General features: G+C 49.7%; 15 protein-coding genes. 6 read left to right on the plus strand and 9 right to left on the minus strand.

Features of this window, described 5'->3' with window-relative positions:
- Positions 1–19 precede the first annotated feature (19 nt).
- From ACZYR9_RS06890 to ACZYR9_RS06905, 4 genes are read right to left on the minus strand one after another with little or no spacing between them, the layout of a single operon-like run.
- On the minus strand, positions 20–808 hold the full coding sequence (locus ACZYR9_RS06890) for an SDR family oxidoreductase (protein WP_488977722.1): 789 nt from the start codon (positions 806–808) through the stop codon (positions 20–22).
- A 54-nt stretch (positions 809–862) separates the two neighbouring features.
- A complete protein-coding gene (locus tag ACZYR9_RS06895) occupies positions 863–1,864 on the minus strand; it encodes a TAXI family TRAP transporter solute-binding subunit (RefSeq protein WP_488977723.1) in 1,002 nt (333 codons plus the stop codon).
- Between the two features lie 33 nt (positions 1,865–1,897).
- Complete coding sequence (locus ACZYR9_RS06900) at positions 1,898–3,271, minus strand: sigma-54-dependent transcriptional regulator (protein ID WP_488977724.1); 1,374 nt, start codon at positions 3,269–3,271, stop codon at positions 1,898–1,900.
- Positions 3,249–5,210 carry a transporter substrate-binding domain-containing protein gene (locus ACZYR9_RS06905; protein WP_488977725.1) on the minus strand — a complete coding sequence of 654 codons (1,962 nt, stop codon included), beginning with the start codon at positions 5,208–5,210 and terminating at the stop codon, positions 3,249–3,251. The genes ACZYR9_RS06900 and ACZYR9_RS06905 overlap by 23 nt, the downstream gene beginning before the upstream one ends.
- A 344-nt stretch (positions 5,211–5,554) precedes the next feature.
- On the opposite strand from ACZYR9_RS06905, the gene ACZYR9_RS06910 reads away from it, so the two are divergent.
- The 5 genes from ACZYR9_RS06910 (at position 5,555) to ACZYR9_RS06930 (ending at position 9,824) form a co-directional block, all read left to right on the plus strand.
- The gene (locus ACZYR9_RS06910; RefSeq protein ID WP_488977726.1) at positions 5,555–6,664 is read left to right on the plus strand and encodes an ABC transporter substrate-binding protein; all 1,110 of its coding nucleotides are present in this window, start codon (positions 5,555–5,557) and stop codon (positions 6,662–6,664) included.
- A gap of 19 nt (positions 6,665–6,683) precedes the next feature.
- On the plus strand, positions 6,684–7,778 hold the full coding sequence (locus ACZYR9_RS06915; protein ID WP_488977727.1) for an ABC transporter ATP-binding protein: 1,095 nt from the start codon (positions 6,684–6,686) through the stop codon (positions 7,776–7,778).
- A gap of 80 nt (positions 7,779–7,858) precedes the next feature.
- The gene (locus tag ACZYR9_RS06920) at positions 7,859–8,686 is read left to right on the plus strand and encodes an ABC transporter permease (RefSeq protein ID WP_488977808.1); all 828 of its coding nucleotides are present in this window, start codon (positions 7,859–7,861) and stop codon (positions 8,684–8,686) included.
- On the plus strand, positions 8,686–9,483 hold the full coding sequence (locus tag ACZYR9_RS06925; RefSeq protein WP_488977809.1) for an ABC transporter permease: 798 nt from the start codon (positions 8,686–8,688) through the stop codon (positions 9,481–9,483). The genes ACZYR9_RS06920 and ACZYR9_RS06925 overlap by 1 nt, the downstream gene beginning before the upstream one ends.
- A 17-nt stretch (positions 9,484–9,500) precedes the next feature.
- On the plus strand, positions 9,501–9,824 hold the full coding sequence (locus tag ACZYR9_RS06930) for a DUF3870 domain-containing protein (protein WP_488977728.1): 324 nt from the start codon (positions 9,501–9,503) through the stop codon (positions 9,822–9,824).
- A 74-nt stretch (positions 9,825–9,898) separates the two neighbouring features.
- Here the strand turns inward: ACZYR9_RS06930 and glaH are convergent, their stop codons facing one another.
- From glaH to ACZYR9_RS06945, 3 genes are all read right to left on the minus strand, one after another.
- The gene (glaH, locus tag ACZYR9_RS06935; protein WP_488977729.1) at positions 9,899–10,837 is read right to left on the minus strand and encodes a glutarate dioxygenase GlaH; all 939 of its coding nucleotides are present in this window, start codon (positions 10,835–10,837) and stop codon (positions 9,899–9,901) included.
- 282 nt (positions 10,838–11,119) lie between these two features.
- Entirely contained in the window at positions 11,120–12,010 is an 891-nt protein-coding gene (locus tag ACZYR9_RS06940) for a hypothetical protein (RefSeq protein ID WP_488977730.1), read from the minus strand.
- Positions 12,011–12,163: 153 nt separating this feature from the next.
- Positions 12,164–13,357, minus strand: a complete 1,194-nt coding sequence (locus ACZYR9_RS06945; RefSeq protein WP_488977731.1) for an MFS transporter — start codon at positions 13,355–13,357, stop codon at positions 12,164–12,166.
- A 188-nt stretch (positions 13,358–13,545) separates the two neighbouring features.
- Here ACZYR9_RS06945 and ACZYR9_RS06950 point away from each other — a divergent pair, with 188 nt between their 5' ends.
- Positions 13,546–13,758: a hypothetical protein gene (locus ACZYR9_RS06950; RefSeq protein ID WP_488977732.1), complete on the plus strand. Its 213-nt coding sequence runs from the start codon at positions 13,546–13,548 to the stop codon at positions 13,756–13,758.
- A gap of 70 nt (positions 13,759–13,828) precedes the next feature.
- On the opposite strand, the gene ACZYR9_RS06955 is transcribed toward ACZYR9_RS06950, so the two are convergent.
- Positions 13,829–14,692, minus strand: a complete 864-nt coding sequence (locus tag ACZYR9_RS06955) for an SDR family oxidoreductase (RefSeq protein ID WP_488977733.1) — start codon at positions 14,690–14,692, stop codon at positions 13,829–13,831.
- 130 nt (positions 14,693–14,822) lie between these two features.
- On the minus strand, positions 14,823–15,254 hold the full coding sequence (locus ACZYR9_RS06960) for an Rrf2 family transcriptional regulator (protein WP_488977734.1): 432 nt from the start codon (positions 15,252–15,254) through the stop codon (positions 14,823–14,825).
- Positions 15,255–15,291: the final 37 nt, after the last annotated feature.

Here is a 15,291-nt window from a genome sequence, read left to right on the forward strand (position 1 = left end):
GTCTTTGATTATGAACAATTCATAATGATTTAATCATGCCTCCGTCTACCAGAAGCGTTTGTCCGGTTATGTAGGTATTGGCGAAGGAACCCAGAAAAGCGACGGCCCCGCCGAACTCTTCCGGCTGACCATACCGTCCCAGAGGAATTTGAGCCATGATATCGGCTTGAACCGCCTCAGGCTGGACGCCCAGCTTCTTTGCTTTTGCCCTGTCCAGTTCGGCTACACGATCGGTCATGATCCGTCCCGGAGCTACCGTGTTGACTAAAATTCCGTCCTTGGCAAGCTCCGCGGCCAAGCTTTTGGCAAGGGCATGAACGCCCGCACGAATCGTATTGGACAGGATCATGTTCGGGAGCGGCTGCTTCACCGTCGAGGATGCGATCGTCACGATTCTTCCCGCCCCTCGGGACTGCATATGAGGCTGGCTTGCGCGAATCAGACGGATGGCACTCAACAAATTAAGTTCGAATGCTTGGATCCAGGCCCGATCGTCAAATTGGTAGAACGAACCCGCGGGAGGTCCTCCCGCGTTGGTAACCAATACATCCAGGCCGCCCCCGGCTTCTACGGCAGTATGAACGGCATGAACGACGTCCTCCTCACGGGTGACGTCCATCTGAACTACCGTCACCTTTTGCCCCGAAGAAGCTTCAATCTCCGCAGCCGCCCGCTTTAATTCCTCCAGGTTTCGGCTGGCTATCGTTACCGCAGCTCCCTCGTTTGCAAAAGCCAATGCACTCGCTTTGCCAAGCCCCTTGCTCGCCGCGGTTACCAAAACTGATTTCCCTTTCAATCCGAGATCCATATGATCAACGCCTCCCTGTTCGTTTTAGCAAATGACAAACGATTTATGTTACATTCACTTCACCAGTTCCGAAATAGCTCCTGCCAGCTGAGCCTCTTTATAATATTTTTCCGCGCCGGGGTGCACCGGAATCGGAAGGTTTTGCCCTGCCAGCGCAGCATCAATCGATTGGGCCGCTTGATGAGCCCTTTGTAAAAAGGGCAGGCCGGCAAACAGCTCTTTGGTCAGCGTATACACCAACTCTTCATCCATATCTTTTCTTACGAGCATCACATTCAAGGTGGCCGCCGTAGGAATCGCCGTATCATTGCGGTATGTGCCGGCCGGAATTTCGGTCATCTGAAAGAAGGGATACGTTTCCCTCAGCTTCCTCACTTCCTCCAGCGGGATGGGAACAACCGTAACCGGCTTCGAGTTAACCAGCTCGGTGACCGTCGGATTGGGCAGTCCGGAAGTAAAGAAGGCGGCATCGATCGTTTGATTTTTTAATTGCTCCATCGCCTCGGTATAGGACAAATATTCAGGTTGAATATCGTCATACGTAATACCGAGGGCCTCCAGCAGCATGCGGGCATTCACCTCCACCCCGCTCTCGGGAGCGCCCACTCCGACTCGCTTGCCTTTTAAATCGGAGACGGAATGAATGGAGCTGTCCTGTAATGTAATGATTTGCACACAGTTCAAATACAGCCCGGCCATGGCCTGCAAATCTTTCATTTCTTTTACGCCCCCGGTTCCGCGATAAGCGAAAGTGACAGCGTCCGACATGGCAAAAGCCATATCCGCCTTCCCCGCTTCCAGCAGACTCATGTTCTCTACCGATCCGTCCGTCGTTAAAACCGACGCATTGACCCCCAGCTTGTCTTCATACCTTCGGGCCAAAGCGCTCCCGATCGTAAAATAAGGACCGGCGGCATTCCCTGTCGCAATCGTCACGATCGTATCGTCAGGATGGCTCCGGCTCGGTTGATCGTCCGAAGACCGAGTCGTAACATAAACCAATAAGAAGCCCCCGGTTACCATAAACGCAGCCAACCATAGGAATATTCGCCGCATCAATGAATTCCCCCGCCTTCTCCCGCCTCCCGTCTAATCCTTGGAGGGCAAAAATTTCGTTAATTTATCCCTTAGCCCTCTTTCGCTAATGTCCAAAGCTTCGGCCGTTTTTTTGCGATGCCCGTTGCAAAGCTGCAGCTTATGCAAAATAAATTCCCGCTCGGCCTGTTCCAATGTCAGCCTCGAGGGAATAAAAATTCCCTCTCCGCCCTGACGGCCGCCGTTTTTTTTCTCAACCGCCTTTTCCTGCAAATACACGGGCAGATCGTGGACTTTAAGCAAGCTGTCGTTAGCCAGGGCGACTGCGTACTCAACGATATTGGAAAGCTCTCTGACATTTCCCGGATAAGTATGGCGATACAGCACATCCATGGCCGAGGAATGAAAATGAACATGGGCTTTGCCCATTTTCATACCGTAGATTTGAAGAAAGTGATGGATCAACAGCGGCAAATCTTCCATTCTTTCGCGCAGCGGCGGCACATGGACCGGAATCACGTTCAAACGGTAATACAGGTCTTCCCGGAACGCGCCTTTGTTTACCTCCTCAAACAAATTCCGGTTGGTGGCCGCAATGATTCGGACATCAATGGGCCTGCGCCGGTTCGAACCGATCGAGACGACCTCCCTCTCCTGGATGACCCGGAGCAATTTGACCTGCAGGTGAAGAGGCATCTCTCCAATTTCATCGAGAAAAATCGTACCGCCGTGCGCTTGCTCGAACACCCCCTCCTTTCGTTGAAACGCCCCGGTAAACGCTCCCTTCTCATGCCCGAAAAGCTCGCTTTCGAGCAAGGCTTCCGGTATAGCCGCGCAGTTCAGAGCGAAAAAAGGGAATTTACGTCTCGCTCCTTCTTCATGGCACACCTTGGCCACCATCTCTTTGCCCGTCCCGCTTTCTCCTGTAATAAGCAGGTTCGAGTCGATATTTTTCACTTTATCGATAAGCTGAAATAAGCTTCTCATAGCGGAGCTTTGGCCGATAATGCCGCAATAGCTGTATTCCGGCTGCAGCACCTCGTGAAGGCGCTTCACCTCTTGCTTCAAATCGGTCAAATGCAGCGATTTCTCGATTAAAATGCGAACCTCATCAAGATTAATCGGCTTGGTCAAATAATGGTAGGCTCCCAGCTTCATCGCTTTCACCGAGGTTTCGATCGTTCCGAACGCCGTCATGACGATAATGGACGTTTTTGGGGAAGCCTCCAGCAGCTTGGGAATCAGCGTCAAGCCGTCAACCCCCTCGATCCGCATATCAAGCAGCACAACATCGATATTCACTTTTCCTATGATCGCCAAGCCTTCTTCCGGGGAGGTCGTCGTAAACACCTGATACTGATCCTCCAAGGCAAACATCAGGGAGGTACAAATGGCCTGTTCATCATCAATGATCAAAACGGAATTCATTAAAAGCCACCTCCAAGAAATGGGGAAATTGTAATGTAAAGGTTGTACCCTTGCCTGAAACCGATTGAACATCGATATCCCCGCCATGCTCGGACACGATATTGTAGCATATATATAAACCCAGACCGACTCCGCTGCTCTTGGTCGTATGAAAGGGCTGGAACAGCCTGGACATTTCATCGGCAGGGATCCCTGATCCGGTATCGATAACCCGAATGCGGGTATAGCTTTCCTCCATTTCCGCTCGGAACGTAACCGTTTTCACTTCGCTCTCCGATATAGCGTCGATCGCATTGGTGATCAAATTAATGAATACCTGCTTCATCTGCTGCTTATCAAAATAACATGACGTTCCCGCTTCCACCGAATTAATAAATTGAATCGGCTGAGAGCCATATTGGATTTCAAAAGGCTTCACTATGGAGGATAGAAACTCATGCAATTCCACCCGCTCTTTCACGGGTACCTTGCTGCGCGTATAATCCAACAGATCCTCCACCACATGGTTCAACCGCCTGAGCTCAGCCGGGACATGCTTCATGAACTCCTGCCTGTAGCGGAGATCATCGATTTTTTGGGGAAGAAGCTCGATAAACACCTTCATCGACGTCAAAGGATTTCGCAGCTCATGAGCAATTCCGGCAACCAGTTGGCCTAACGAACGAAGCTTTTCCTGAAGGACCAGTTTATTTTGCAGGTTTTTTTCCTGGGTTCGATCCTGCATACTGATGATCCATCCAAGCTTTTCGTCAAAATCATTCCGCAGCACGGCCGCGTAATAATGGACAAGCTTCTCCCGGGAATCCGCCTGAATCAAAATGAACTCCCCCTCACGGCCTTTTTCATCCAGCGGAAGATCGAGAATCCGCTCAATTTCCTTGAACAAGGAAGAACCGGAAATACAGGTATTCACCGGATCTGTTTTCAAATTCCAAATTTCCATCGCCCGCCGGTTAGCCAGCCGGATGATCCGATCCTTATTGATCGAAAAAATGCCGTTATCCACAGTATCGAGAATTTGCTGTTGGAAGGTTAAATAGTTCTTGAGCCTTTTGGTGTGCCGCCCGATTTCCCTTTTCAGCCTCTTGTTCATCATATAAATAAATAACATGAACATGGAAACGGCGATCGAAACCGAGCCCAAGAGCCAAGCGATCTGTCTCCAAAGCGTATCCTGCGGGAAAATGGAAGGGAACCATTGATGATAGATCCTTTGATATTCTCCGTTCTGCTGCACCAGCTTGATCCCTTCATTTAAGCGGCGCACCAGCTCATAATTTCCTTTGCGCACGGCGAAAGCGTATTCATAAGAATGGATCGAATGGACTCTCACATCATAATCCGAATAAAGGTTATGCTTTGTAAAGTAATACTTGATCACTTCGTAATTTCCAACAAACGCATCGGCCCTTTGATGTTTTAGCATTTCCAGCGCTTTTGTTTGACTGGAGGCGATATTCATTCTGACATTGCGGATGTCTTCCAATATCTCATAGGCGCTGCTCCCGCGCTGAACGGCAACCATTTTCCCTCTAAGCCCCGACAGACTATAGATTTCCTTATTTTCTTTGGGCACGACCAGTGCGTCGGATAACGAAAGATAGGATTCTGAAAAATCGACCAATTCGTTATGGGCTGCGCTGTATTTCATCCCCAAAATCAGATCGATGTTTCCTTGATCCAGCTGTTCTGGACCGCCGGATTCGATGGGGACATATCTCAGTCCCAAGCCCGTTTGCCTGGAAATCGCCCCCAGAAGCTCCACATTAAACCCGGATGGCCTGCCGTGCTCGTCCAGATAAGAGAACGGCGGATGATCCCGATCAATCCCGACCCTCAATACATAGTGCTGAAAAGGCAGGTCGGCGGCTTCCGCAGCCCATCCCGAATTCACAGGAACCGATACCAAAACCAGCATACAGAGTAAAAGCTTTCTCATTGGAGGCACCTTTTCCCAAAATTTGTTCTTACTAAAAAGATAGCATTTTAAAAAGGTGCGGAAAAGAGCCATCTTTTCCGGCCGATTCAGCCGGTTCACCCCTACAATAGGCAAAAACTGCCGTTTTTCAAGAGCAGCAGCGGCAAAAATTGCTGCCCCCTTTTGGGACAACGGGAATTCAGCGGAAAAATCCATTGGCATGAAATTTGCTTATTTATTTACGGTGTAGAAAAAAATCTTATAAAGTGATAAAGGAGGGCGGGTCAGGCTTTTCGAAAGCGCTTTTACAAATGGCGAATCATGTAGGCCATGTACCTTAATTGAAAATCGGGAGGAAAGTATTCATGAAAAAATGGCTAAGCATTGGACTCATTTCTGTTTTGACAGCGCTTGCAGGATGTGGCGTTCCTGCTCCTAGCACCTCAAACAATTCAAATCCGTCTTCCCAGGCTCCGGCAGCATCCTCGAATAAAGAAATCACGGTTGCGGCCAACGGAGGGAAAATTGAAAAAGCGATCCGCGATGTCATTGCGCCCAAATTCAGAGAGGAAACCGGGATTAAAGTCAATTTCCTCTCCGCCTTGTCGGGAGAGATTCTGTCCAAAGTGGAGCTCCAAAAAAATGCGCCCCAGTTGGATGTGGCGGTTTACGTTCCCCTTGACGTACAGCGTGCAGCAGAGAAAGGTTTGGTCGAGCCGCTTGACGAAGCGACCGTTCCCAACATGAAGCGGCTTGATTCCCGCTTCGTCGCGGTAGATAACATGGGCGTCCCTGCTTTCGGCCTGGTGATTGCGCCCGCATACAACACGAAAGCATTCGAGCAAAACGGCATCGCTCCGATTACCTCCTGGAACGATTTAATACGCGCCGAATACAAGGGAAAAACCGCTTATTCCGATATCGCCAACGACTGGAGCTTCACCACACTGTATAATCTGGCCCTCGCTAACGGCGGCAGCTTGGACAATATGGAGCCCGGACTGGAAAAAGCGAAAGAGCTGGCCCGCTATTCGGACACCTTCTATAAAAACTCGACGCAGATGATGCCCGCCATGCAGCAGGGTGCTGCAGATGTCACCGTGATGGGCAGCTACGCCATTGCTGATCTGGCTGAATCCGGAGTGCCGTTAAAAATGGTCATTCCCAAAGAGGGAGCTCCTCTCCAGGCCTTTAACGCAACGGTCGTCAAAAACGCGCCGCACAAGGCTGAAGCCATTCAGTTTCTGAATTATTTAATTTCCGAAGAATCGCAAAAGCTCATTTCCGAAAGCGGCTTTTACCCCGTCCTGCAAGGAATGAAAATTCCCGAAAAATATGATGCTTCGATCGGGATCAAGGACTCCGACAAGGTGTACCGTCCGGATATCAAAAAGCTTTCTGAAATTCGCGCTGCCTGGATGGACAGATGGACGAAGGAAGTTACTCCCGAGCTTGGGAAAAGCGTAAAAAAATAAGCGATAGCGGAGGTAACCTATGCAGCAAATGATGAACGACGTGGAAATTCGGGGTGCCTATAAAAAATTCGGATCCAATGTTGTGCTGGGCGGCGTAGATCTCGATGTCAGGCAGGGTGAATTGCTCACCCTGCTTGGCCCTTCCGGCTGCGGAAAAACCACAACGCTCAATTTGATTGCCGGCTTTATCGATGCCGACCAAGGAGAACTGTACATTAAAGGAAAACGGATGAACGGCGTTCCGCCCTATAAACGCGGCTTGGGCATGGTGTTCCAGGGATATTCCCTCTTTCCGCATATGACGGTTTACGAAAACCTGGAATTCGGGCTTAAGCTGCATAAAGTCAACAAAACGGAAAGTGCCGGCCGAATTAAGAATGCGTTGGAGATTGTGAAAATGACGGGACTCGAGCAGCGTTATCCGAGGGAGCTATCCGGAGGCCAACGACAGCGCGTAGCGATTGCCCGGGCGCTGGTGGTCCAGCCGAAGCTGCTGCTGCTCGACGAGCCGTTGAGCAATCTGGATGCCAAATTGCGCCAAGAGCTGCGGATGGAAATCAAGCGTCTGCAAAAGGATGTAGGCGTTACCACGATATTCGTCACGCACGATCAGGAAGAAGCCCTGTCGATGTCGGACCGGATCGTCATTATGGATCGTGGAAAAGTAGAACAGGTAGGAACGCCCACAGAAATTTACGCGAACCCCAAAAGCGAATTTGTATTCAACTTTATCGGGAAATCCAATAGCATGCATGGAACGATTGCCCATATCGACGCGAACATCATTACGGTGCAGCGGGAAAATGGTGAACGGATGCTTGTGGAAGCCGGCAATGTGATGGGGACAAATCGCGTTTGCTCCGTCGGGGATCAGGTCAAGCTCTATATCCGGCCGGAGAAAGTGGGGATCGGAACGATCTCCGATTCGGAATACGATCTTCATACCGTGCGCATCACGCAAATGAATTATTTGGGATCCTCGTGGGAAATCCTCACCTTGTTCCAAGGTGATGTTTTACAGGTGCAATGCAGCGATATGGATCCCGCTTGGACGATCGGAAGCGAGGTGAGGATCGGATGGAAACCGTCGGACGTCATGCTGATCAAAACATAGACGCGGGAGTTCAGCCTTCTTCCCGGCCCGATCTGCCCCAAAAAAGCGCGGGCCGTAAAAGACTGGCTCCCGGATGGCTGATGCTGGCCCCGCTCTTGATTTTCATTATTGGATTTTTTGTCGTGCCTATGCTTTATATCTTTTATTTAAGCTTTATTGAGGTTGACGAAGCGTCGGGCCATGCAGCGTACGGCATTGCGAACTATATTCATTTTTTTACGGACCCTTATTATATGAATTCCCTTTGGCTTACGATCAAAATCAGCGTATACACCGTGATCGTCTCGCTGATTCTCGGTTATCCGGTAGCCTTAACGATGTCCAAATGCTCACCCGGCGTAAGAGGGCTGCTTGCTCTGCTCGTAGCCTCGCCGCTGCTTGTCAGTATCGTAGTGAGAAATTTCGGCTGGTTTTTGCTGCTCACGCCCAACGGAACCGTAAACCAGCTCCTGACCTCCCTTCGTATCGTTGACTCCCCTGTGAAGCTGTTATTTTCCGAGATCGGGGTCATCATCGGGATGTCCAACGCTTATTTGCCGTTTATGATCCTGGCGATTGCAACCAGCTTATACAATATCGATCCTTCGCTGGAAAAAGCAAGCGCCATTCTTGGAGCCCATCCGTTTCGTACTTTTCTATCCGTCACGCTGCCGCTCAGTCTTCCGGGCATCGTATCCGGAGTCGCTCTTGTCTTCAGCATGTCGATGAGCTCTTATGTGACGCCGGCCCTGATGGGCGGCCCCAACGTGCCGATGATGCCTGTGGTGGTCTATGATCAAATCCTTCATTTACTGCGCTGGACCTACGGCTCTGCGATCTCGTATGTACTGCTTGGCATTACGCTGATTATGGTGACCGTATTTACTCGCATGTTTGAAAAAGGAAGATTTAAGGAGGTGTTCCGTTGATGAAAATAGCGGGTAAAGTCCGGGTTTTTGCTGCCGTGCTGGTGGTCGTCTATATCCTTCTTCCGCTGCTCGTTATCATTCCGGCCTCCTTCACTCGGGCAAGCTTCCCAAGCTTTCCGCCGCAAGGCTTTTCGGTACAGTGGTATACGATGCTGCTGCATCGTCCCGAATATATTGAGGCGTTTTGGAACAGCGTCAGGTTTGCGTTCCTGGCCTCCTTCATCTCGGTCGTGCTTGGCACCCTTGCCGCCCTCGCATTAGCGAAATATGAGATTCCCGGCAAAACGTATCTGGTATCGCTGCTTACGGCTCCATTAACGGTCCCGCAGCTGGTATTAGGCGTCGCTTTGCTCATTTATTTTACCCCGATGCTTCTCTCGGGAACGTCCACCGGGTTTCTGATCGCACACATTATTATTTGCGTGCCCTATGTCGTCCGGTTCGTCATCACCGGGCTAAGCGGCTTCGATTACACGCTGGAAAGAGCGGCTATGATCCTGGGAGCCAAACCCATGACGGTGTTCTGGAAAGTCACACTGCCTTTGATTCGACCGGCGATTTTATCGGGAGCGCTATTTTCTTTTCTCACTTCTTTTGATAATGTTACAGTATCCCTATTTATGGTATCGCCTGGTATGCGAACGCTTCCATTGGAGGTCTTCTCTCAAATGCAGGATGCTTACAGCCCGCTCATCGCATCCGTTTCCGGTATTGTTATTTTTATCTCGGCGGCATTGATCCTCATTCTGGAGAAAATTCATGGGGTAGGGAGAATGATCGGCAAATCTCATTCATGATGCGGAGGTATTCATTCATGTTTCCGATAAACACTTTGTTTATCGCAGGACACGCCAAGCTGCCTACAGGCATGGCCGCCAAAAATGTTTATGACTCGCTTACCATCACCGCGGAGATCGACAAAAAATACGGCGTGATTCTGGAGGCCTCCTGCACGCTGGCCACAGAACATGGACGGGATTATGTCAGCAGCCTGTTAAAAGGCTTCAGTCTTCAAGACGGCATAGAAGAGCCGATCAAAGTCCTTCAGCATCATTACCGCGGCCGGGCTGCCAACGCTTTGGCCGCCGCCTTGAAAGACTTGCATTTGCAGTACGAACACATCAAGGGAAAAGCCTGATCCGCCCCGTGTGCCAAAGCCCTTTGTCCAACGCCTAACGCATCACTTGGACAAAGGGCTCCTTTTATGAAGTGTTAAATTGTTGAGAAGCTGCCGCGTTGACGCATCAGCTCCCTGTACAGCTCAGGATGCTTTTCAAACGGCGCCCTTCCGTGCAGCCAAAACGTATTGTTCAGCATAATCAGCTGTCCGACGGGCAAGGGCAGCGCAATCGTGGCCGGGCTATTCTCCATGGAGTTCGACATTTCTTGAAGATAGACGGCCTGCTCGATCGTATCGGGATAAGCGAATTGATCGATAAAGCAGATGCAAATCCCGTTGCTGCGTTTAAAAAACGTTTTTTGCTTCAATGTGATGCCCTCGTTTTTGCTTGGCGGCGATTTGTAGGTGAACGGATAAGAAGCCAGGGGATGATTGCTGAACCTCTCCAGCTCCTCCCAATCGTCCAGGTGTAAAATACGCGATTCCCCGCCGATCGCATTGCGCTCCTCAAACTTCATCATCAGCAGCCAATCGGTCACTTCATCCACATACGTCCCGTCCGTGTGCAGTGTGAACAGACGGTAAGCCTGGCGCAAATAAGAATCGCTATTGTCCGTATCCTTGACGGTGAAACGGGCGTAGTAGGTGCCGGTCATGGCGTCAAAGTTAGGAATCCCGGCCAAATGGCTGATGGCCGTACCGAATTTGACATAGTCTTCCGATTCCATCGTTTGCTCCTGAACCCCGATGGTGAATCCGCCGGTGTGACGGTCATGCAGGATGCCCCGTATAGCCTCGCCCAGCGGTGTTCCGAACAATTCAAGCATTTTTCCGGCCAATACCAACCGCATGTAGGGCACATATTCAAGCGCTTGCGCATTCACCTCCCGAATCGAGGAGAAAAACGTTTGCAGCAGGCCGCTATCCAGCACAATATGATACAGCCGCGAATGCTCCGGATGGGGAGTGATTTCAAACCCCGGATGCTTCTGCACGAAAGTCATATCCCGTTTGCTTGCCAACATACTCATAACCCATTCCTCCTATGAACATTTTTATGATAAGGGCACCGCCTCATCGATGAACGATAAAACGCAAAAAGCCAGCACATCATTCAACAACCGAATGATCGTGCTGGCTTAAACCTGCTTCGCCGCTCTGTGGATCAGAGTTCAACAAGTTTCTCAGCGTTTATATTTCATTGTAGGGTGGTGCTGCCGTCTTACATTCACGGATCTTGCAAGGGCTTTCAAGCAAGACGTGAACTTCTCACGTGTGATTAATCTCATCATAAGCTACAGGGGTTGTCCGTGTCAATTCCTTGGATCAACAATAATCCAGGCATCCCCAAGCCAGGTATGGATTCGATACCAGTTGTTCCATTTCAAATGGGCCTTGACCGGCTGCGGCGATAATTTGGCAAGCCAACCGCCAACCGGACTGGAATACAATGCCGTTTCCTTGTCCAATTGAATCACTTCATCCACTTTTTGCGGGAGATGACTCTGGTCCACTTCAATCCATCCGTCTCCTACGGAACTGCGGATATGATACCAGCCCGTCTTCGTTTGTTCATAGGACGTGACGGCTTGCGGCCGTATGGTTCCCATCACCTTTGCATGCTTACTGGGATATTGTAAAACGGCGGTATCGAGTACCAAATCAAGGGTGCGATTCGATTTTTCCAGATCTTTGGGTAAAGCGATTGCCGGATTGATCCATTGATCTCCGAGCCAGGTTTGAATGTGATACCAGCCCCCGGCGGCCCTTTCAAAAGATGTAACGGTTTGCGGATTCAGTTCCCCGGCTCGATGTTCATTACCATTTGGAAAGTCAAAGATCGGCGTTACCGTGGGCAAGAGCAATTCTTGTTGGAAAGGCTCCAGATTATAAATGATTTTATTTTTCGGAAAAATCCATTTTTCCCCCAGCCAGGTATGGATTTTAAAAAAAGCATTATCAAGTCCGGTTGCACGTACGGTTTGAGGAGATAGTGAAACGCCCGTTTTACGGTCAAGGGACGCAGAATCGTATACTTCTTCTTCACCCGTAATCGTAACGGTAATATCCAACGGAGTGACATCCCCGCTGATGACATGGATTGTTCCCTCCTCGTCTATCCCGGAATAGGCATTGGCTTGAGCGATTGATAGCGCCGAAACCATCAAGGATGCCGCCGCGAGGGAGAGTATGATTTTTTTCATTGTACCTTCCTCCTTGTTCATCTTTATTATCCTAAACGAGGCCCTCCGAAGGAATGTTGCATTTATATGACGGTAACAAAAAGACAGGGATAGCGAGCTGTCAGGTTCACTCCGGACCCCACATGCCTTACCCTGTCTTTTACAACAAACACTTTACCTGACCGCTGCGTTCATCTTGCTTCTGCCCCAGCTTAGTGACATGGTCAAGCTGAGGATCAGAACCAGTGCCCCGAACAGATAAGGAATATTAACATGAATATCAAACAAAATCCCGGCCACCGCCGGACCGAAAATATTGCCGACGCTCATATAAGCATTGTTCATGCCCGCAACAAATCCCTGCTCATCGCCCGCCATTTTCGAAAGCAGCGTATTGATCGCAGGACGCAGAATGGACGTAAACGAGAAGAATAATGCCGTAAGCACAAGCATGTACCAGAAGTTACCCGACAACAGCATCAGCACCAACGATACGGCGGATAATAAAAACGTCGAGTTGATCAGCAGCTTTTCTCCGAAACGGTTGATCAGCCTGCCGATGAGCACCGCTTGAACCACCGCGCCGATCAAGGCGCCTACCGTAATAAGCACCGCAATATCGCGGGAGGTATAGCTGTATTTATGATCCACAAACAGCGGAAAGACCGCTTCAAAATTAGCAAGACCGAATGTCAGCGTGAAAATGAGCACCAGCAAAATCAAATACGGCGCTTTGAACGATTTGCCGAACTGCCGCCAAATGTTCTCTTTCCGTCCGGTCGAAAGTCTGGCCGCCTGCCGCTGCTCAAGAGATCGGGTCTCCTTAAGCAATGTTATGGAAAGCAGCATCGCGAAGGCCCCTACGGCTGCGGAGACATAGAAGGGAGCGCGAATGCCAAGCTCGGCAAGAAACCCGCCGATTCCGGGTCCGATAACAAAGCCAAGCGACATCGCGGCTCCCAGCAGCCCAAGACCTTTGCCCCGATTTTCTTCACTGGTAATGTCGGCTACATACGCCAGCATAGAGGGTATCATGGCCGCGGCCCCAATGCCCCCGATCAAGCGCGAAACGTATAACAGCCACATCTCGTGAGCTACAGCGAATAAAAAATTAGAAAAGCTGAAAAGCGCAAGCCCTGACACAATCATCAGCTTTCGGCCGTACTTATCCGACCATTCCCCCGCAAGAGGTGAAAACAAAAACTGAGTTAAGCCCATGGCTGCAACCAGATATCCGGCCGCTTTGCCTGCGGCGCCAAAGGCCTTCAAAAAATCCGGCAGTACGGGTATAATCAATCCAATCCCGAGCATGGCGATAAACATGTTAACCATCAGCATGATCAACGCCGCGTTGTTATTTTGTTTCATTTCTACTCTCCTCTATACCTAACCTAATCTAACGCCGCACCATCGGTTGCTGAACTTGACAGTACTATTAAGCCCCATCTATGATATAGAAAATTTCATACGGCGAAAAACCAGCACCGAGATCTGCTCCGTTTATTTATGCACAAAACCTAACGTAACTTATACTGACGATCAAGGAGAACCAAGTCATGGCTCAACGAAGATTATTGACCGATCAAGACTTCCAGGAAGCGATGGAACGGCAGGCCCCCATCCGTGTTTTTCAAGATGACCACATTGTGGATTCGGGTGTAATGATCATCCGGTTTACCGATACATCCATTGTCACCCAGTCCGGTGTCAGCGACGTGACGTATCACCAACGCAATGCCTGTGAATTTTTTGAGATGAAAAAGCGGTAAATAAAGCAGGTCACCATGTCAGACGAACGGTGACCTGTTTTTGTTGCAATTCATTTGTAAGATGAAATCATTATCCTTGCAAAGCTTGTTGTACGGTCTCTTTCAAAGGAGTCTCTTCGCCAATAAGCTTCTTAAGATCGTCTGCCGTTTTGGACGTCTCGCCTTGAGAAACGGCTTGATAAATACCGGCAAAAAGGACGGCAACAGGCTCGGGAAAACCGGCGCCCATCAGAATATTTTTCTCCTCTTCAAAGGATACGGGCTGGTGTACGATGTTTTTACCTGCCGCTTCGGAGACGATTTGAGCAAGCTCATCGTAGCTCCAGGTTTGATTCGAAACCAGATTATATGTCTTGTTCTCATGGCCTTCCTCTGCAAGGACCGCCGCGGCCGCCAGAGCCAGATCACTGCGGGTTGCCGTATTCAGTCTTCCGCTGCCCGTATTCGTAACGATGGCGCCATGCTCCAGGGATGCGCGCAGACCCGGGTTCACAAACACCTCCGTGTACAAAGCGTTGCGCAGGAAGGTATAAGGAATATTCGTCGTACGAATCATTTGCTCCGTAGCCAAATGCACATGAGCAAGAGGAATATTGGACTCCTCGGCAAAAGCGAAGCCGGTGTAGGAAATATGTTTTACGCCTGCATCTCTGGCCGCTTTTACGACATTCGCATGTTGAACGATCCGCAGCGTATCATCCGAATCCGGGCTGGAAATAAAGAGCAATTTATCGGCGCCTGCAAACGCTTTTTGAAGAGATTCAGGGCTTAAATAATCCCCGTGACGTACTTCCACTCCAAGCCTGACGAGATTGGCGGCCTTATCTACGTTACGCACCACCGCGACGATTTGATTGGCAGGTACCTTCTTAAGCAGGTGCTGAATCACCAGACCTCCGAGTTCACCTGTAGCGCCGGTAATTAAAATGGACATGAGAAAATCCTTCCCTTCATTGGAATATTAATTCATAGGGTGAATTCATTATAACCAATACGGTTACAACTAATGTAAAAAAATACATAGAACCATATTGGTTACAACTTTATGAAAAAAATGAGCTCTTTCAAGAGCCTTTTTTCTCGCTAAGTTCCGTCACCAGCTGCTTTAATGTCACTTGAGCCAACTGCTGCTCCATGGCTGATTGGGCCTCCAGCATATTCTTTCGCAGTACCGATTCAATGTTGGCCCCAACCGGACAAACCGGATTAGGATGCTCGTGGAAGTTAAACAGATCGCCCTTCTCGGCTACCTCAACCGCTTTATAGACATCAAGCAAAGTGATTTCGTCGAGTCCTTTGCGCAGATAGGTTCCTCCGGTTCCAGCCTTTACATAAACCATACCGGCATTCTTCAGCTGTCCGATGATTCTTCGAATAATGACCGGATTCGTATTTACGCTTCCCGCAATGAACTCTGATGTACATGGCACGGTGCTCAGCGACACGAGCGACAAGATGTGGACCGCGATCGAAAACCGGCTGCTCATTTTTTTCATATGTTTCACCCTCTTGTTGTAACTATTATAGTTTCAA

The sequence above is a fragment of the Paenibacillus sp. F024 genome (assembly GCF_057814255.1).

Coding starts and splice junctions, on each gene's coding strand:
- ACZYR9_RS06890 (WP_488977722.1), bottom strand. CDS start 808: ATGGATCTCGGATTGAAAGGGAAATCAGTTTTGGTAACCGCGGCGAGC.
- ACZYR9_RS06895 (WP_488977723.1), bottom strand. CDS start 1,864: ATGCGGCGAATATTCCTATGGTTGGCTGCGTTTATGGTAACCGGGGGC.
- ACZYR9_RS06900 (WP_488977724.1), bottom strand. CDS start 3,271: ATGAATTCCGTTTTGATCATTGATGATGAACAGGCCATTTGTACCTCC.
- ACZYR9_RS06905 (WP_488977725.1), bottom strand. CDS start 5,210: ATGAGAAAGCTTTTACTCTGTATGCTGGTTTTGGTATCGGTTCCTGTG.
- ACZYR9_RS06910 (WP_488977726.1), top strand. CDS start 5,555: ATGAAAAAATGGCTAAGCATTGGACTCATTTCTGTTTTGACAGCGCTT.
- ACZYR9_RS06915 (WP_488977727.1), top strand. CDS start 6,684: ATGCAGCAAATGATGAACGACGTGGAAATTCGGGGTGCCTATAAAAAA.
- ACZYR9_RS06920 (WP_488977808.1), top strand. CDS start 7,859: ATGCTGGCCCCGCTCTTGATTTTCATTATTGGATTTTTTGTCGTGCCT.
- ACZYR9_RS06925 (WP_488977809.1), top strand. CDS start 8,686: ATGAAAATAGCGGGTAAAGTCCGGGTTTTTGCTGCCGTGCTGGTGGTC.
- ACZYR9_RS06930 (WP_488977728.1), top strand. CDS start 9,501: ATGTTTCCGATAAACACTTTGTTTATCGCAGGACACGCCAAGCTGCCT.
- glaH (WP_488977729.1), bottom strand. CDS start 10,837: ATGAGTATGTTGGCAAGCAAACGGGATATGACTTTCGTGCAGAAGCAT.
- ACZYR9_RS06940 (WP_488977730.1), bottom strand. CDS start 12,010: ATGAAAAAAATCATACTCTCCCTCGCGGCGGCATCCTTGATGGTTTCG.
- ACZYR9_RS06945 (WP_488977731.1), bottom strand. CDS start 13,357: ATGAAACAAAATAACAACGCGGCGTTGATCATGCTGATGGTTAACATG.
- ACZYR9_RS06950 (WP_488977732.1), top strand. CDS start 13,546: ATGGCTCAACGAAGATTATTGACCGATCAAGACTTCCAGGAAGCGATG.
- ACZYR9_RS06955 (WP_488977733.1), bottom strand. CDS start 14,692: ATGTCCATTTTAATTACCGGCGCTACAGGTGAACTCGGAGGTCTGGTG.
- ACZYR9_RS06960 (WP_488977734.1), bottom strand. CDS start 15,254: ATGAAAAAAATGAGCAGCCGGTTTTCGATCGCGGTCCACATCTTGTCG.